At 67.2% G+C, this 15,067-nt stretch carries 18 protein-coding genes and 1 tRNA gene; 7 read left to right on the plus strand and 12 right to left on the minus strand.

Annotation, left to right across the window (positions count from 1 at the left end):
• The first annotated feature begins 163 nt into the window (after window positions 1–163).
• Complete coding sequence (locus tag KBY70_RS10270; protein ID WP_143592864.1) at window positions 164–1,084, plus strand: LysR substrate-binding domain-containing protein; 921 nt, start codon at window positions 164–166, stop codon at window positions 1,082–1,084.
• Here KBY70_RS10270 and msrB read toward each other — a convergent pair.
• Genes msrB through gpmI form a run of 3 tightly spaced genes read right to left on the minus strand, consistent with a single transcriptional unit; the run spans window position 1,042 to window position 3,367 of the window.
• Window positions 1,042–1,524, minus strand: a complete 483-nt coding sequence (msrB, locus tag KBY70_RS10275; RefSeq protein ID WP_254988496.1) for a peptide-methionine (R)-S-oxide reductase MsrB — start codon at window positions 1,522–1,524, stop codon at window positions 1,042–1,044. The genes KBY70_RS10270 and msrB overlap by 43 nt on opposite strands.
• A gap of 16 nt (window positions 1,525–1,540) precedes the next feature.
• Window positions 1,541–1,771, minus strand: a complete 231-nt coding sequence (secG, locus tag KBY70_RS10280; protein ID WP_094560118.1) for a preprotein translocase subunit SecG — start codon at window positions 1,769–1,771, stop codon at window positions 1,541–1,543.
• 24 nt (window positions 1,772–1,795) lie between these two features.
• Complete coding sequence (gene gpmI / locus KBY70_RS10285; protein WP_233128549.1) at window positions 1,796–3,367, minus strand: 2,3-bisphosphoglycerate-independent phosphoglycerate mutase; 1,572 nt, start codon at window positions 3,365–3,367, stop codon at window positions 1,796–1,798.
• Between the two features lie 199 nt (window positions 3,368–3,566).
• Between gpmI and pyrR the strand changes: the two genes are divergently transcribed.
• Window positions 3,567–4,109, plus strand: coding sequence for a bifunctional pyr operon transcriptional regulator/uracil phosphoribosyltransferase PyrR (gene pyrR / locus KBY70_RS10290; RefSeq protein ID WP_254988442.1), 543 nt, complete (start codon window positions 3,567–3,569; stop codon window positions 4,107–4,109).
• On the opposite strand, the gene KBY70_RS10295 is transcribed toward pyrR, so the two are convergent.
• From KBY70_RS10295 to KBY70_RS10305, 3 genes are all read right to left on the minus strand, one after another.
• Window positions 4,106–4,324 (minus strand): ferredoxin-thioredoxin reductase variable chain, encoded by a 219-nt coding sequence (locus KBY70_RS10295; RefSeq protein ID WP_094560119.1) that lies wholly within the window; start codon window positions 4,322–4,324, stop codon window positions 4,106–4,108. The two genes, pyrR and KBY70_RS10295, sit on opposite strands and share 4 nt — an antisense overlap.
• 43 nt (window positions 4,325–4,367) lie before the next feature.
• A complete protein-coding gene (locus tag KBY70_RS10300) occupies window positions 4,368–5,207 on the minus strand; it encodes a hypothetical protein (RefSeq protein ID WP_254988443.1) in 840 nt (279 codons plus the stop codon).
• Between the two features lie 106 nt (window positions 5,208–5,313).
• Window positions 5,314–6,894, minus strand: a complete 1,581-nt coding sequence (locus KBY70_RS10305) for an Hsp70 family protein (RefSeq protein WP_254988444.1) — start codon at window positions 6,892–6,894, stop codon at window positions 5,314–5,316.
• Between the two features lie 63 nt (window positions 6,895–6,957).
• Between KBY70_RS10305 and KBY70_RS10310 the strand changes: the two genes are divergently transcribed.
• The 3 genes from KBY70_RS10310 to KBY70_RS10320 all read left to right on the plus strand — a co-directional run bounded on the left by KBY70_RS10310 (window position 6,958) and on the right by KBY70_RS10320 (window position 8,217).
• On the plus strand, window positions 6,958–7,188 hold the full coding sequence (locus KBY70_RS10310; protein ID WP_094560121.1) for a DNA-directed RNA polymerase subunit omega: 231 nt from the start codon (window positions 6,958–6,960) through the stop codon (window positions 7,186–7,188).
• 22 nt (window positions 7,189–7,210) lie between these two features.
• Window positions 7,211–7,591, plus strand: a complete 381-nt coding sequence (locus tag KBY70_RS10315) for a DUF1818 family protein (protein WP_094560122.1) — start codon at window positions 7,211–7,213, stop codon at window positions 7,589–7,591.
• 419 nt (window positions 7,592–8,010) lie between these two features.
• Window positions 8,011–8,217 (plus strand): DUF2811 domain-containing protein, encoded by a 207-nt coding sequence (locus tag KBY70_RS10320; RefSeq protein ID WP_094560231.1) that lies wholly within the window; start codon window positions 8,011–8,013, stop codon window positions 8,215–8,217.
• Here KBY70_RS10320 and KBY70_RS10325 read toward each other — a convergent pair.
• The 6 genes from KBY70_RS10325 to KBY70_RS10350 form a co-directional block, all read right to left on the minus strand.
• Window positions 8,204–8,872 (minus strand): hypothetical protein, encoded by a 669-nt coding sequence (locus KBY70_RS10325; protein WP_254988445.1) that lies wholly within the window; start codon window positions 8,870–8,872, stop codon window positions 8,204–8,206. The two genes, KBY70_RS10320 and KBY70_RS10325, sit on opposite strands and share 14 nt — an antisense overlap.
• A gap of 92 nt (window positions 8,873–8,964) precedes the next feature.
• On the minus strand, window positions 8,965–9,423 hold the full coding sequence (locus KBY70_RS10330) for an EVE domain-containing protein (RefSeq protein WP_094560124.1): 459 nt from the start codon (window positions 9,421–9,423) through the stop codon (window positions 8,965–8,967).
• A 54-nt stretch (window positions 9,424–9,477) separates the two neighbouring features.
• On the minus strand, window positions 9,478–10,896 hold the full coding sequence (gene murD / locus KBY70_RS10335) for a UDP-N-acetylmuramoyl-L-alanine--D-glutamate ligase (RefSeq protein ID WP_254988446.1): 1,419 nt from the start codon (window positions 10,894–10,896) through the stop codon (window positions 9,478–9,480).
• 47 nt (window positions 10,897–10,943) lie between these two features.
• A tRNA-Val gene (locus tag KBY70_RS10340) sits at window positions 10,944–11,015 on the minus strand.
• A gap of 48 nt (window positions 11,016–11,063) precedes the next feature.
• A complete protein-coding gene (locus tag KBY70_RS10345; RefSeq protein WP_254988497.1) occupies window positions 11,064–11,849 on the minus strand; it encodes a photosystem II S4 domain protein in 786 nt (261 codons plus the stop codon).
• Between the two features lie 15 nt (window positions 11,850–11,864).
• A complete protein-coding gene (locus KBY70_RS10350; RefSeq protein WP_094560125.1) occupies window positions 11,865–12,368 on the minus strand; it encodes a hypothetical protein in 504 nt (167 codons plus the stop codon).
• Between the two features lie 82 nt (window positions 12,369–12,450).
• Between KBY70_RS10350 and serA the strand changes: the two genes are divergently transcribed.
• Both serA and prmA read left to right on the plus strand, forming a co-directional pair.
• On the plus strand, window positions 12,451–14,037 hold the full coding sequence (gene serA / locus KBY70_RS10355; RefSeq protein WP_094560126.1) for a phosphoglycerate dehydrogenase: 1,587 nt from the start codon (window positions 12,451–12,453) through the stop codon (window positions 14,035–14,037).
• Window positions 14,037–14,966 (plus strand): 50S ribosomal protein L11 methyltransferase, encoded by a 930-nt coding sequence (gene prmA, locus KBY70_RS10360; protein ID WP_254988447.1) that lies wholly within the window; start codon window positions 14,037–14,039, stop codon window positions 14,964–14,966. The genes serA and prmA overlap by 1 nt, the downstream gene beginning before the upstream one ends.
• Window positions 14,967–15,067: the final 101 nt, after the last annotated feature.

A 15,067-nucleotide genomic window follows, 5' to 3' on the forward strand; every position in this document is an offset into this window, starting at 1 on the left:
AACTCTCTCAGGCCGCACTCGGCCCTCCAGGGGCGTACGCCCCTGGAGGCAGCTCAACAGGGAGTTGCCGCATGACCACACCCACCAACTCTCATAAGGCTTGGACCAACAAAGGGGGTCACGTCAGTGACACTACGGTTGCCCAACTATGGCTGCGCTCTGAGTGGTCTCAGTGGAGGTGTTGGCGGCGTTGGATGCCCTGTTGTGGCTGCGCACCGGTGAGCGCGCTGCCGCCTATCTCGAGTGCACCCAGTCGACGGTGAGCCGCCACAGCCGCCGCTGTCTGCAGGTGTTTGGCCTGGCGATGCAGAAACGGGCAGGCGAATGGTGCCTGCAAGGAGACCAAGCTCTGATTGATCTGGAGCGCGCCGTGCATCAGCTGCTGCGGTGGCGGCAAGGCCGCTGCCTGCGGCTTGACAGCCAACACTGGTGCGGCCATTTGTTGGCCACGCAGCTGCCCGACGCCTGGACGTGCGGCAACTCCAATTATCTCGAATACCAGCGGCCGCACGAGCTGTTGCTCCATGGTGTGATCGATGCCTGGCTTTGCTCCGCACCCGATCTCCCCGACCATCCCGACCTGCACGCCATCCAGCTCACGGCCATGCCGCTGCACATGATGGTGAGGCCCGGTCACCCGCTCCTGCAGCGTGGTGATCGGCTCTCCTTCGCGGATCTGGCCGACTACCCCGTGCTGCCGTTGCCCGATGGCGCCTTCCCCAAGGCCCAGCGCATCCTCGAAGACCACAACCTCTGGTCGTGTCCGGAGCGGGATCGGCGTGTCCAGCAGGCCTGCTGGTTTGACACGGTGCCCGTGGAGGACTTGATGATCGGCTTCGGCACGCCCCTGCAGCGGGTGACGGGCTTCTTGGATGGCTGCGTGCCCTTGCCCCTCACCTTGCCGATCACAGTCGGGGAGGCCCTGGTGGTGAAACGGGAGTTTGTCGCCCGCTCCCATCTGCGCAGCCTGCTGGCCGCACTGGTCGGCAGGGCCACCCAGTTGGCCGCCGGGCTCGAGGTTGTGGAGGTGCTGCTGAGCGATCAGCCGGGCTTGAAGGTCAGCGCAACGCCGTTGTTGCAATAACGCTTGCCGGTGGGCTTGGGGCCGTCGTCGAAGACATGGCCTTGGTGGCCTCCGCAGCGCTGGCAGTGGTATTCGGTGCGCGGCACGATCAGCTTGAAATCCAGCTTGGTGGCGATGCCGTTGGGCAGGGGTTGCCAGAAGCTGGGCCACCCGGTGCCGCTGTCGTATTTGGCCTTGGCGCTGAACAGCGGTAAAGCGCAGCCGGCGCAGAGATAGGTGCCCGCACGTTTTTCGCCGTTCAACGGACTGGAGAAGGGCCGTTCGGTGCCTTCCTGGCGCAGCACCTTGTAGGCGGGCGGGCTGAGCCGTTGTTTCCAGGCGGCTTCGCTGAGCTGCCAGGCCGGATCCTGGGCTTTGGAGGCGGCTTCGGCGCGGGAGGCACCGGTGAAGAAGGCACCCAGGCTGGATCCCAGGGCCACCAGTAGGTTGCGGCGCGGCATTGTCATCCGAGCGTGCCTAGTTCAGCCAGCCGGCGCTGAGCACCACGGCCAGCCCCAGAAAGATGGCCAGCAGCGTCCAGCTGATGCGGTTGAGGGTGGCTTCCGCGCTGCGGGCGCTGGTGAACATGGACCCGCCGCTGGCGGCCAGACCGCCCATGCCGTCGCCCTTGGGGCTGTGCAGCAGCACACTGATGATCAGCAGCACGCCACTGCCGATCCACACCCACGACAACACAGACGTGATCATGGCCTCTCCGCTGATGGACGCAGGCTAAACGCCCAGCGTCTGGGGGATGCGGCTGGCGTCGGCGGTGGTGCCTGCGGGCAAGACCAGCGACGCGCCGCTCATCGTTGCTGGTTTCGGCAGGTTCAGGATTTCGAGGATGGTCGGGGCGATGTCGGCCAGCCCGCCTTGGTCGCGCAGCAGCACATTGGTGCCATGGCCGGGCAGTTTGCGCTTTTCGCCCTCCACCAGGATCACGGGCACCGGGTTGGTGGTGTGGGCGGTCCAGGGGCGGCCATCGGGCCCTTCCATCGTCTCGGCGTTGCCGTGGTCGGCGGTGATCAACAGGGTGCCACCCATGCGATTGGTGGCCTCCATCAGTCGGCCCACGCAGGCATCCACGGTGCTGATCGCTTCTGTGGTGGCCTCCATCTTGCCGGTGTGCCCCACCATGTCGGGGTTGGCGTAGTTGATCACCACCAGGGAATAGATGCCCTTTTGGATGGCAGCGATGCAGCTGTCGGTGAGTTGGCTCGCCGACATGGCGGGGGATTGGTCGTAGGTGGCGACGCGGGGTGAGGGCACCAGATGGCGGTCTTCGCCTGGGAAGGCCTGCTCGATCCCCCCATTCATGAAATAGGTGACGTGGGGATATTTTTCCGTTTCGGCGGTGCGGAACTGACGCAGTCCAGCCTCGGAGACCACCTGTCCCAGCAGGCCATCCAGGGATTCCGGTGGGAAGGCCACCGCCACCGGTAGGCCCTTCTCGTATTGGGTGAAGGTCACCACATCGAGTGGGGTGATCGCCTCCCGTTCGAAGCCGTCAAAGTCGGGCACCACCAGGGCCCGAATCAGTTGCCGCACCCGGTCGGGGCGGAAGTTGAAACACACCAGGGCATCGCCCGCCTCAATCAGCCCCTCGGCCAGGCGCAGGGGCTCCAGGAATTCATCGCCAATGTCCAGGGCGTAGGAGGCATGGATGGCATTGACCGGGCTGAGCTCGGAGATGGGGGCTGGTTCGGTGTAGAGGCGGTAGGCCTTCTCGGTGCGGTCCCAGCGGTTGTCGCGGTCCATCGCCCAGTAGCGGCCGCACAGCGTGGCGATCCGCCCGACGCCAGCCCGGCTGATCTGATCCTGCACCTGGGCGACGAATCGGGGGGCGCTGCTCGGGTCGGTGTCGCGGCCATCGGTGATGACATGCACGCAGACATCTGACAGACCCCGCGCTGCAGCCCAGCGCAGCAGCCCACCCAGGTGGGTGATATGGCTATGGACGCCCCCGTCGGAGCAGAGGCCGATCAGGTGCAGGGTGCCTCCCCGTTGGATCAGGCCATCGGCCAGGGCGTTGAGGGCGGGGTTGGCGGCGAGGCTGCCGTCCTTGACGGCCTGGCTGATGCGCACCAGCTCCTGGCGGATGATGCGACCAGAGCCGATGGTGAGGTGTCCGACTTCCGAGTTGCCCATTTGGTCGTCAGGTAAGCCAACGGCCGACCCACTGGCTTCAATCAGGGTGTGGGGATAGGCGTGCCAGAGGGCATCCATCACCGGGGTGCTGGCGGCGCGAATGGCGTTGTGTTCGTCTTCGTGGCGGTAGCCCCAGCCATCCAGGATGGCGAGCACGACGGGGGCGACAGCCGCAGATTCTCGAAACGCCGGAGGTGAGCCTGCGTGCAGGGTGGATTGCTGCTGGGAGGGAATTGTTGTCACCCGTCTCACCTAGCGGCGTTGGGACCAACGCCTTCCAAATCCAACCTACAGTGCAGATGTGCTGCGATTCCCGCCTATCCCGGTACGGTCAGCCTTTGGCGACACCCAATCGGTGCTGATCGATCGGCTTGAACTGCTCTCGGCCCAGGATCTGGGGCGCACCCTCGACCGGCTGGCCTCCCAAGTGTTGGAGAGTGTCACCAACAGTCGGGACTTGGTGCTGCTGGGAATCCCCACCCGCGGTGTCGCGTTGGCCGCGGTGTTGGCCCAGCGCTTGGCGGCGATGACGGCTCACCCGATCGATCAGGGCACAGTGGATCCCACCTTCCATCGGGACGATCTGGAGCGGGTGGGAACCCGACTGTCCCAGCCCACCGATCTGCCGGTGGCGCTGGATGGGCGTGAGGTGGTGCTGGTGGACGATGTGATCTTCACGGGACGCACCGTGCGGGCAGCACTTGAGGCCCTGCAGGCCTGGGGACGGCCGAAGCGGGTGCGCTTGCTGGCCATGGTGGATCGTGGCCATCGGGAGCTGCCGATCCAACCCGACTTCTGCGGTCGGGTGGTGCCGACAAGCCGCCAAGAATCGATCCAGCTCTGCCTGCAGGGGATCGATGGGGAGGAAGGGGTGTACCTGGTGAGGCCGGAGATCTAGGCGGGCTCGAGTTCGTCGCCTCGGAAATGGGCCCGGAATTTGCCGAAGGCCACCACCACCGGCAGGGTGGGGCTGATCACCCGTCCCTTCCACTCGTTGAGAACAGTCACCACCTCGCCTTGCTGACCCTGCAGGTCAAAGGCCTCGCCGCGGTGCTGGGGGTGGTGGTAGACGACCACGCTGTGGGAGACCTTGACCTGATCACCTGGCTGCATGGCCTCGAAGTTTGGAGACGGGGCTAATCCTGTCACGCGCCACTCATCGCTTGCAGGCCGTTTCTGGTCCGGCTTCCACCACCCTGCCGCCCAGGGCCCGGCAGGCGGCCTGGAATGCCGACCATTCGTCCATGCCGCTGGCAATCCGCTGGCGCACCTGGGCGTCGAGCTGTGAGTCGGGCACCGTGTGCGGCAGTTGGCCGTGGGCGTCCCGTTCGCGCTCCTGGCCCTTGAGGCTCTCAATGCTTTGCGTCACCTTGGCCTGCACATCGCGGCTGTGGGTTTTCCACCAGGGATGGTCGATGCGGGTCAGGGCATCGAGGGCTTCCCACCAGCGCTGTTGATCGCCAAGGCGTTTGGCGCGCTCGAACTGCAGTCGGTTGCGGGTCCAGTTTTCACGCAACTTGTCCCCCAGGCTGTTGCCGTCGCTCCGCTGGTCGTCGCCCATCTCGGCCAGGAGCGCCAGGGCGCCGGGCAGGTCGCCCTCCTGGAAGCGGCTGAGCGCCTTCTGTTGCAGAGACTGCTGCCACACCACCAGCTGTTGACGGTCGGCCGCTTGGCCGGCCTGGGAATTCACCAGTTGCAGCTGAAGTTGCAGGGCGGGGCTCCATTGCTGTTGCTGCCACAGCTGGGCGGCCTTGCGGCGCCGGCAGTTGCCCTGCTCGGCCGGGGCCTGGCCACCGAGCCAGCGCAGGGCCTCGAGTTGTTCGCTGTAGCGCAGGCAGGCCTCGAGATCGCCTCCCCGGGCGGCCTGCTCCAGGCGTTGCGGCAGCTGTTGCTCCCACCAGTAGGCCGCCCCGACGCCGCTGGCCACCAGACCCAGGGTGAGGCCGAGCCAGAATCGGGGCAGCCTGTGGCGGCGCAGGCCCAAGGCGGGGCTCATGGAGACAGCTTCCGTTTTATGGGCGCATGGGGCCAAATGCACCCTTGCGGGGGCAGCGCCTGTGGCGTCCACCGATTTGGCGCAAGGGGGCTCAGCGCATGGGGGCTCAGCGCACGGCACCCAGCACCCGCGCCTGCGCAGTCCGGCCGCTGCGCAGGTCGGTGGCCTCAAGCACCAGCTGGCCCTGACCATTCACCTGGAAGGCCAGCCGCAGGCAGTCCTCGCCGGGCTGGCCCGGGGTGTCGAGGGCCACGGGTGGGGGCTGGTGGCTCCAGGCCCGGACCCGGCCCTGACCCGCTGGTCGCTGGCGCAGCACCGGTAGGCCGCCCTCGAACACCACTTCGCTGCGCTGTTCGTTGTCGGGTTCTCCCAACACCAGCTCCAGGGCGCGTTGGTCGGGGTTGTTGCAGGCGAGCACCAGCTCCAGCGGCCGCTCACTGGGCCAGGCTTGCCCCGCCACAAACAGGGGTTGCCAGTGGTGGCGACCGGAGCGCTGGTCCCAGCAGCGCAGGCTGACGCCATGGCGCAGCACGTCGCGCACCTGAACGCCTGGTGTGAGCGCTAGGGCCCCGAGGGCCACGGCTTCGACCGGACGCTCGTCGCGCAGGGGCACGCCGCTGCAGCGCTCGCTCAGCCATTGGCGGATCAGGGGGATGCGGCTGCTGCCTCCAACCGGCAGCACGGCGGTGATCTGCTGCAGGGCCAGGCCCTCGCGCCGGGCCGCGGCCAGCACCTCCTCCAGCAGGCCATCGAGTTGGGCGAGCAGGCCCCGTTGCCGCAGCAGGTTGTTGAGGGCACTGCGGCTCAGCCGCAGGGGCTGGGGCGGCTGGCCTGGCCCCGGGGGACTCCAGAGCGCCAGGGCCTCTTCCTTGCTGCTGAGCTGACACTTCAGATTTTCTGCAGCCTGGAGCAGCGCACCATTCAGCGGTGCTCCAGGGCAGAGCTCGGCGGCGATCCAGCGGTCGAGATCCCGGCCCCCCAGGGCCAGGCCTGCTTTGCCGATCACCCGGGCACAGCGCAGGACCTGGCGGCTGGCCCCCAACTCGCGGCCGGCGAAGCGCAGCAGCTGGGCCATCGGTGCCGGCCTGCCCTCGCCCCCTTCCAGGGCCACCAGGGAGAGGTCGATCGTGCCGCCACCGAGGTCCACCACGAGCACCGTGCTGCCGGCCGGCAAGCCCGCCCCGATTGCGGCGGCGGTGGGTTCGTCCACCAGGGCTAGTTCGGGCACGGCCAACTCGCTGCAAACCTCCTGCAGCCATTGGCGATAGCGCAGGTAGCTGTCGATCGGGGCCGTGAGCACCAGCCGCTGCGGTTCCAGGTCGGCGGGCAGCGCCGCCCAGAGCCGACGCAGCAGCAGGGCGCCGGCTTGCTCCGGCGAGAGGGGCAGGCCGTTGCCTGGGGCGGGCTCCATGGCGGCAGATCCGACTGCGGGGGCTGCGCCGATCTGGCGTTTGAAGTCGCGGTGCAGCTGGGGATCGTCGCCATCGGCCAGGCCGGCCTCGAGCACCTGGCGTCCGATCAGGGGCCGGGATGGGGCGGGTTCGCTGAGCCAGAGCAGGGTGGGCACCACCACCGGTTCACTGTTGCTGTAGGGCGGCAAGGCCAGCAGCTGCGCCGCTGCGCCGGGTGCCTGGTAGGCCACCACCGTGGTGCTGCTGCCCAGATCGATCGCCAGGGTGCCGCCCATCCCCCACTTCTAGCCAGGGGGCTGCCGCTGCTGACTTAGGCTTGCTCCATCGAGGTGGTGTTTATGCAGAGCGGTCTTGATCTCAACCCCAAGGAATTGGCCCAGCGGGCCGAAAGCCTGATTCGCCATTCCAGCAACCGCTACCTCACCACGGTGCGCATTGCCTTCCGGGCCAAGCAGCGCCGCTTCGATGATTTCGATGGCCTGCTCGACGACTCGATGATCAAGCCCGTGCAGCGGGCCATTGTTGAGCTCAGCGACGAGCAGGATCAGCCCGACCTGCTGCCTGGCTGAGGCTGGCCCAGGCAGGTTCAGGATGCAGGTGCAGGAGGGTGAGGGGTGGCGTTGGCTGGTGGATCCAGGCCGCCACCCCTTTGCTGTGTTGATCGGCGGCCAGGATTGGGCGGTGGAGCTGACCGCCGATGAGGCGCAGGGGCTGCAAGAGGGACTGGTCCACTTGGTGCAGGAGCATCACGGCCTGGTCGACCAGCTGATGGTGGAGGAGACGATCAGCCTGGAGCTGGAGCGGGGCCCGCTCTGGATGGCCCTGGAGGGCGGCCGAGAGGTGTGGCAGCTGCGGTTTGTGCTCACGCCGGCCTCACGGAGCCGGGCTGTGGAGGGCGGCTGGCGGCCCGAGGCCAGCGTGGCCCTGGTGGCCGCTCTCGTGTCGGCCTTGGCCCAGAACGATCCCAGCTGAGACCCGGCCAATCTGGGTGTTAATCAGCAGTGCTGATCACGGTCGCTTTCCCGCTTGCCCCCCAAGAATCGCGGGTGTTTTGCCCAGGTTTTCCCCAGGCCAGGGGCCCGGATCTGGGTCTGGGGCTTGGCTCTGGGGAGAATGGTGCCGTTGTCTGCTTTCCCCTTGACAGCGCCCGCGGTTACCTCCCGCAGCGGCCCCGGCGGGGTGGGCCGGGTGCAGGTTCCTTGAGGGGCAGGCGATCTCAGCCTGGGAGCCCTGGTTGTAGGGCGTGGAACGGCGATTTGACGGTTGTGAGCGGATGTGGAGAACTGGTGCCAAGTCTTTGTTGAGCCCCAATGGAGTTGCAGACCACTGTTGATGCTCGTCCAGCCAGCGTCGCCCAGGCTGCTGAGGAGCCTGAGTCAGCGGCTGCTGCGATGGTCAGCTTTCACGCCGAGGTGCCGGAGGTGCTGTTGGCGTCGATGCACGATTTCATGGCGCAGCATCCCAACTGGGATCAATACCGCTTGTTCCAGGCAGCCCTCGCTGGCTTTCTGGTGCAGAACGGCCTGCACAGCCGCGGGGTGACCCGCTGCTATCTGGCCAATCTGTTCCCCGCCCAGGTCGGTTTCAGGAGCCCGTGAGCCGGCCCCGGTCGTCGGTGCCGAACAGCTGTTGGTAAGCCGCCGTGAGGGTGCAGGCTGCCAGCGGCAGGGTGACCACGAGCCCGACGAGCAGCACCAGGAAACCGGCCAGCACCAGGCCGAGCAGCACCATGGCCAGCCCCAAAGACTGGAGCCAGTGGGGGTCGGTCGCAGCCCGGCTGCAACGGAAGGCCGCCAAGGGATTGAGACCGCCGATCAGGGTGAGCGGCAGGCTCAGAATCTGGTCGGCACTGAAGTAGATCACAGCGGCAAGGCCCGCCAGCAGCGGTAGCGGGGCTAGCACCGGCTGAATCAGAGTGAGCAACCACGAACTGGCCTGGGCCAGGCGCACGATCAGCGCCAGCACCGCCAGGATCAGCACCAGCATCCCGAAACAGCGCAGCATGGCCCGTCCATCCACCCGCAGCAGGTCGCCCAGCCGGGGCCGCTGTTGGTTGAGGGCCAGCAGCGCTCCACGCATCAACCCCACCACGAGCCAGAGACCCGTGATCACATAGAGGATCCAGGCGAAGCCCGCCAGGGCAATCGGCAGGGGATCGGGCCGCCCCAGCAGCGAGATCACCAGCTTGCTCTGATGGCGGTAGAGCAGTTGGCTCAGCAGATTGATGCCACCACCGATCAGGGTGAATCCCATCAACGCCCAGGGGCTGCAGGCAAAGGCTGCCCAGCCCCGCTCGACCGCGCTGCGAATCGCCAATGGGTTTTGGTGGCGTGGCGCCAGATTGCTCATGGGGATTCCAGCAGCGTCAGCAGCTGTTCGGCACTGCTGACGCTCACCGGCAGGATCGAGAGCCGATTGCCCCGTTTCACCACCCCCAGCTCCTCTGGGCTGAAGTTGTCCCGCAGGGCATCCAGGCTCAGCAGGCTGTCGAAGTGACGCACGTACCGCAGACGGACGCAGTCCCAGCGGGGGCGCTCCGGAGTGGCGGCGGGGTCGAAGTATTTCGAGCTGGGATCAAACTGGCTGGGATCGATGAGCTGGGTTTCGATCACCTCCATCAGGCCCACAATGCCGGGTGGTTTGGTGTTGGAGTGATAGAAGAAAGCCTGGTCGCCGATCTGCATGGCCCGCATGAAGTTGCGGGCCTGGTAGTTGCGAATGCCATCCCAGAGTGTGGTGCCCTCCCGCTGCAGATGGTCGATCCCGTAGACATCGGGCTCGCTCTTCATCAACCAAAAGGCCATGGGCGTCGCTGCGGACGGCTCTGGACTGGATGCTAGAGGTCGACCTCTGGGCCGCTACAGCGTGGCGACCAGTTGCCGGAAGTGATCGCCGCGGGCTTCGAAGTCGCTGTATTGATCAAAGCTGGCGCAGGCGGGTGACAGCAGCACGGCGCGGCAGTGCAGGGTTGTTGCCAGTTCGGCGGCCAGGGGTACCCCCTCGGCCAGACCCGGGCAGCACTGCACCACCCCCGCAAACGCAGCCTCCTCGAGCAGGCGCCTGAATTCCGTCCGAGCAGCGCCATACAGCACCACCGCAGCGGCTTTGTGTTGCAGCGCGGCGAGCCAGCCGGCGGGATTGCCGCGTTTCGATTCGCCGCCGGCCAGCACCACTAGGGGGCCCTCCAAGGCATGGATCGCCACTTCGGCAGCGTCGTAATTGGTGGCTTTGCTGTCGTTGAAGTAGCAGATGCCCTGCTGATCGCGAATTCGCTCGAGCCGGTGGGGTACGCCGGGAAAAGCCCGGAAGGCCTGCTCCATCTGGGGGCCTGAGAGCCCGGCGGCCAGTCCGGCGGCGGCGGCCATCAGCAGGTTCTGGCGGTTGTGGGCTCCGGGCATGGCCAGGCTGTCGGCGGCCATCAAGGGTTCGGCTGCCGCACCAGCGCCAGGCTTGACGGCGCGCATCACCTGGCCGTTCTCGATCCAGAGGCTGGGGTGGATCGTGGCGGGCAGGTCGTTGCGCTGGCCGGCGGTGATCCAGGTGGCCTGGTCCCAACTGCTGGCATGGGCCCGGAGATCGGGGTCGTCGGCGTTGAGGATGCGCAGCTTGGAACGCTCCAGCAGGCTGCGTTTGATGGCGCGGTAAGCATCGAGGCTGCCGTGGCGCTCCAGATGGTCCGGCGTCAGGGTGGTCCAGATGCCCACGTCGGGGGCCACCTGCGGGGCCGCTTCGATCTGGTAGCTGCTGAGCTCCATCACCAACCAGTCGGGCGGCGCTGTGCTGCGTTGCCGCTGCTCCAGCACCAGCTCGGCGGCGGAAAAGCCCACATTGCCGCCCATGGGTGCATCCAGGCCGGCGTGCTGCAGCAGGTGGCTCACCAGGTGGGTGACGGTGGTTTTGCCGTTGGTGCCGGTGATGCCGATCCAGGGCACGGCAGCATCGTTGGCCTGCCAGGCCAGCTCGAGCTCGCCCAGGGTGGGGATGCCCTGGCGGCGCAGCGCTTCCAGGGTGGGGTGATCCCAGCGGATCCCCGGGCTCACCACCACCGCAGCCAGGGGCGCCGTCAGGGCAGCAAAGGTGTCGGGGTGGAGGGGGGCATCCAGCTGGACAGGGATGCCGCTCTGCCGCAGCGCGGCGGCTTTGGCTTCGAGGGCAGGACCGCTCTGGTTGTCGATCACCAGCACGGCGCGCCCTAGATGGTGCAATAACCGAGCTGCGCCGATCCCGGAGCGAGCCAGACCCACAACCACGGTCAAACCGCTTGCCGTGACTGCCATCTCGGACACTGCAGCTGATCTTCAGTCAGGAACGTGGGCGATCAAAGTGGGCGATACTGGAATCGAACCAGTGACTCCTACCGTGTCAAGGTAGTGCTCTACCTCTGAGCTAATCGCCCCAGAAGCTCGCTCACTTTACAGATCGGTTTGCTGGGGGCCGCACCACCTCAGCAGCGCACCAGCTCGATGCGCCAGCGCTCCCGCTTGGTGGCGGTGATGGTCTCAAGCCGTAGCTCGCCTCGGCCCTCCAGCTGCACCCGATCTCCCGCTGCCAGCAGGCGGCTTGCGCTGGAGATGGGCTGCCAGTTGAGTCGCACGCTGCCCTGGCGGATCAGTTCGGCCATGCGGCTACGCGAGATCCCGAAGCCCGCTGAGGCCACCGCATCCACACGCAGGGAGGCCTCCACGGTGTGGAAGCGCCGCGGCTGACGCGCGGCGGGCAGCTGCAGCTGATCGAGGGGGCGGGCTTCCAGCTGCACCTCCACCGTGCGCACCGTGGTGCTCAGCCCAGCAAGGGCCATCGCCTGCTGGGCGGTGAGCACCGCCTGGGCGCCCCGATCGCCCCGCACCCACAGATCGCCCAGGCTGTCGGACTGTGCACCGAGAGCGAGCAGCCCTGCCCGGAAATCGGCGCGTTCGGCGGGATCGAACAGGAAGTTGCCGCTGATCTCCAGGCCCATCAGTGCCTGGGGCACGGCGTTGGGCTCCAGGGCCGCCTCGCGACGCAGCAGCAGCAGGCGCCGCCGCTCAGCTCCCGGGTAGCCACCGCTGCTGCTCAGGCTGAGTTCGCTCAGGTCGCCCAGCCGTTGCTCGGCCTCCTCGCACACCTCGGCGTCCACAAAGGCTGTCCACACCGGCTCCCAGGTGCGCAGGGCCTGGTCGGCCGCGTTGATCACGGCCTTCAGTTCCTGGGGGTGCTGGCTGCCCTCCAGCAGGTCGCGCCGCGGCAGCATCAGATCCACGCCTGCCTAGCCATCGCCCAGGCGCACCACGGCCAACGGTTTGGCCTGCTGCAGGCTGATCCACGGCATCTCAACGCCATTGGCGGTTTCGGCCAGCAGCAGCCAGTGCCCCTCCTCCACCCGGTTGCGCAGGCTGCGGATCCGGTCGTCTTCTTCTGAGCGCACGCTTGCCGCCGCCGCGAAGCTGCCCATCCAGCCCGAGCCCATGCCCAACAGGGCGCCGATCAGGTGCTGACTCCAAGCGCCAGCAAAGGCAAAGGTGTCGAGGTCGGTGATGTAGGTGAAGGTGAGGCCGGCCAGGAAGCCAAAAGGGATCAGCCAGCGGGCCATCGAGCGCTGGCGGTTGCGCCGCGCCACCGCCGGATTGAGCCGCTCCACCTCCGCCAGGGTCTGCTCGCCTGCGCCGATGGCCTCCAACCGCACCATCGGCGGCTGCAACTCCGCCAGTCGGTCCTTCAATTGATGCAGGCGTTTGCGGTCGTTCAACACCACCACCACACTCGTGCCCACGCTGCGCTCGACTCTTTGAGGATGGAGGGATTCTCGCCGCTCACTACACTGCACCGCCGGCTCACCCTCCCAACCGCCGGGCATGACAAAGGTTCTCGTTTCGGATCCCATCGACCAGGCGGGGATCGACATCCTGTCCCAGGTGGCCACGGTCGATGTGCGCACCGGCTTGCCGCCTGAAGAGCTCAAGGCGATCATTGGCGAATACGACGCCTTGATGATCCGCTCAGGCACCACGGTGACCGCGGACATTATTGAAGCCGCCGACAAGCTGCGGATCATCGGCCGTGCCGGTGTTGGGGTGGACAACGTGGATGTGCCAGCGGCCACCAGGCGGGGTGTGCTGGTGGTGAACTCCCCCGAGGGCAACACGATTGCCGCCGCTGAGCAGGCCCTGGCGCTGATGCTGGCCCTCTCGCGCCATGTTCCCCACGCCCACGCCAGCACCATGGCCGGCGGCTGGGATCGCAAGAAATACGTTGGCAACGAGCTCTACAAAAAAAAGCTCGGTGTGGTGGGCCTGGGCAAGATCGGCTCCCATGTGGCCCGGGTGGCCAAGGCCATGGGCATGGACGTGATGGCCTACGACCCGTTCGTGTCGGCGGAGCGGGCCCAGCAGATGCAGGTGCGCCTGCTGCCCCTGCCGGCCCTGTTTGCTGAAGCCGACTTCGTCAGCCTGCACCTGCCGCGCACGCCGGACACCGAGAACCTGGTGAACGCTGAGCTGCTCAAGACGATGAAGCCAACAGCCCGCATCGTCAATTGCGCCCGCGGCGGCATCATCGACGAGGCGGCCCTGGCCGAAGCGGTGGACAACGGCACCATCGGCGGCGCCGCCCTCGACGTGTATGCCAATGAGCCCCTCGACGCCGGTTCGCCCCTGCGCCAGGTGCGGGAGCGGCTGATCCTCACCCCCCACCTGGGCGCCTCCACCGAAGAGGCCCAGGAGAATGTGGCCATCGATGTGGCCGAGCAGATTCGTGACGTGCTGCTGGGTCTGCCGGCCCGCAGTGCCGTCAACATCCCTGGCCTCAACGCCGAGGTGATGGAGCAGCTCAAGCCCCATCTGCAGCTGGCTGAAACCCTCGGCCAACTGTTGAGCCAGCTGGCGGGTGGCCCGATCAATGAGCTGGAGGTGCGGCTCCAGGGCGACTTTGCGGCCCATCCTCCCCAGCCGCTGGTGGTGGCAGCCCTCAAGGGCCTGCTCTCCACGGCCCTGGGCGACAGCATCAACTACGTGAACGCCAGCCTGGAGGCCAAGGAGCGTGGCATCCATGTGTTGGAGGTGAAGGATGATGCCAGCCGTGATTTCGCCGGCGGCTCGCTGCAGCTCAGCTCCAAGGGTTCCAATGGCAACCACACCGTGACTGGAGCTGTGTTTGCCGAGGGTGAGCTGCGCATCACCACCATCGACGAGTTCCCCGTGAACGTGGCCCCGAGTCGCCACATGCTGTTTACCCGGCACCGCGACATGCCCGGGATCATTGGCCAGCTGGGCTCCCTGCTGGGCGAGCACAACGTCAACATCGCCTCGATGCAGGTGGGCCGCCGCATCGTGCGCGGTGATGCCGTGATGGTGGTCAGCCTCGACGATCCCATCCCGCCGAGCCTGCTGGCCTCGGTGCACGCGATCAACGGCATCCAGGAAGCCCACCCGGTCACCCTCTGATGGTGGCCGCGTCTGGCGGCGCCCCGTTCGGCGCCGGCCCCAGCTGGTGGCGATTGGAACTGGCGGCGCTACCCGAGCTTGAGGAATCTCTGCTGTGGAAGCTCGGGGCCATGGGGATTTCCCGCGTGGCCGTGCAGCATCGGCCCGAAGATCCCGGTGAGCGTCAGCTGGTGGCCTGGCTGCCGGCCATCGATTGGCCCGCACCGGAGCGCACCCAGCTGGAGCGAGCCCTGGCCCCCCTGGCGCAGACCTTTGGCCTGGTGCTGCCGCCGATCCGCTGGAGTGAGCAGGCCGACGAAGACTGGAGCCTTAGCTGGAAGCAGCACTGGCAGGCCGACCCGGTGGGCCAGGGCCTGCTGATCCTCCCCGCCTGGCTCCCCTGTCCGCCCGAGCATGCCGAGCGTCTGGTGATCACCATGGATCCCGGCAGTGCCTTCGGCACCGGTAGCCATCCCACCACCCGTCTCTGCCTGGAGGCCCTCGAGGGCCTTGAGTTGGCCGGGCTGCGGGTGGCCGACCTCGGTTGCGGCAGCGGCGTGCTGGGCCTGGCGGCCCTGCGCCTGGGCGCGGCCTCGGTGGCGGCGGCCGATACCGACTCCCTGGCGGTGCGGGCCACCGCGGACAATGCCGCCCTCAACGGCCTCACGTCCCAGGTGCGGGTGGGCTTGGGCTCGGTAGAGGCTCTGGCTGCCCTGCTCGACGGCCAGCCGGCCGATCTGCTGCTCTGCAACATCCTGGCGCCGGTGATCCAGGCCCTCTGCCCCGCCTTTGAGACGGTGCTGGCCGCCCACGGCGTCGGTCTGCTCAGCGGCCTGCTGGTGGATCAGGCCCCGGCCCTGCAGCATGAGCTGCTTGAGCAGGGTTGGCGGGCGGAGCTCACGGCCCAGCAGAGCCAGTGGGGGCTGATGACGATCCGGCGTGTTGCATAAGGCACGCTGATCTGTGCCTTGGCTTTGATTGGGTTTCCCGGATCCTGGCGCGCAAATCAGCAGGAAACGCGTGCGGCGGATGTATGAAGGGCGTGTCCTAC

Source organism: Cyanobium sp. ATX 6E8, from assembly GCF_024346335.1.
In the GTDB taxonomy this organism is placed as follows: domain Bacteria; phylum Cyanobacteriota; class Cyanobacteriia; order PCC-6307; family Cyanobiaceae; genus Cyanobium_A.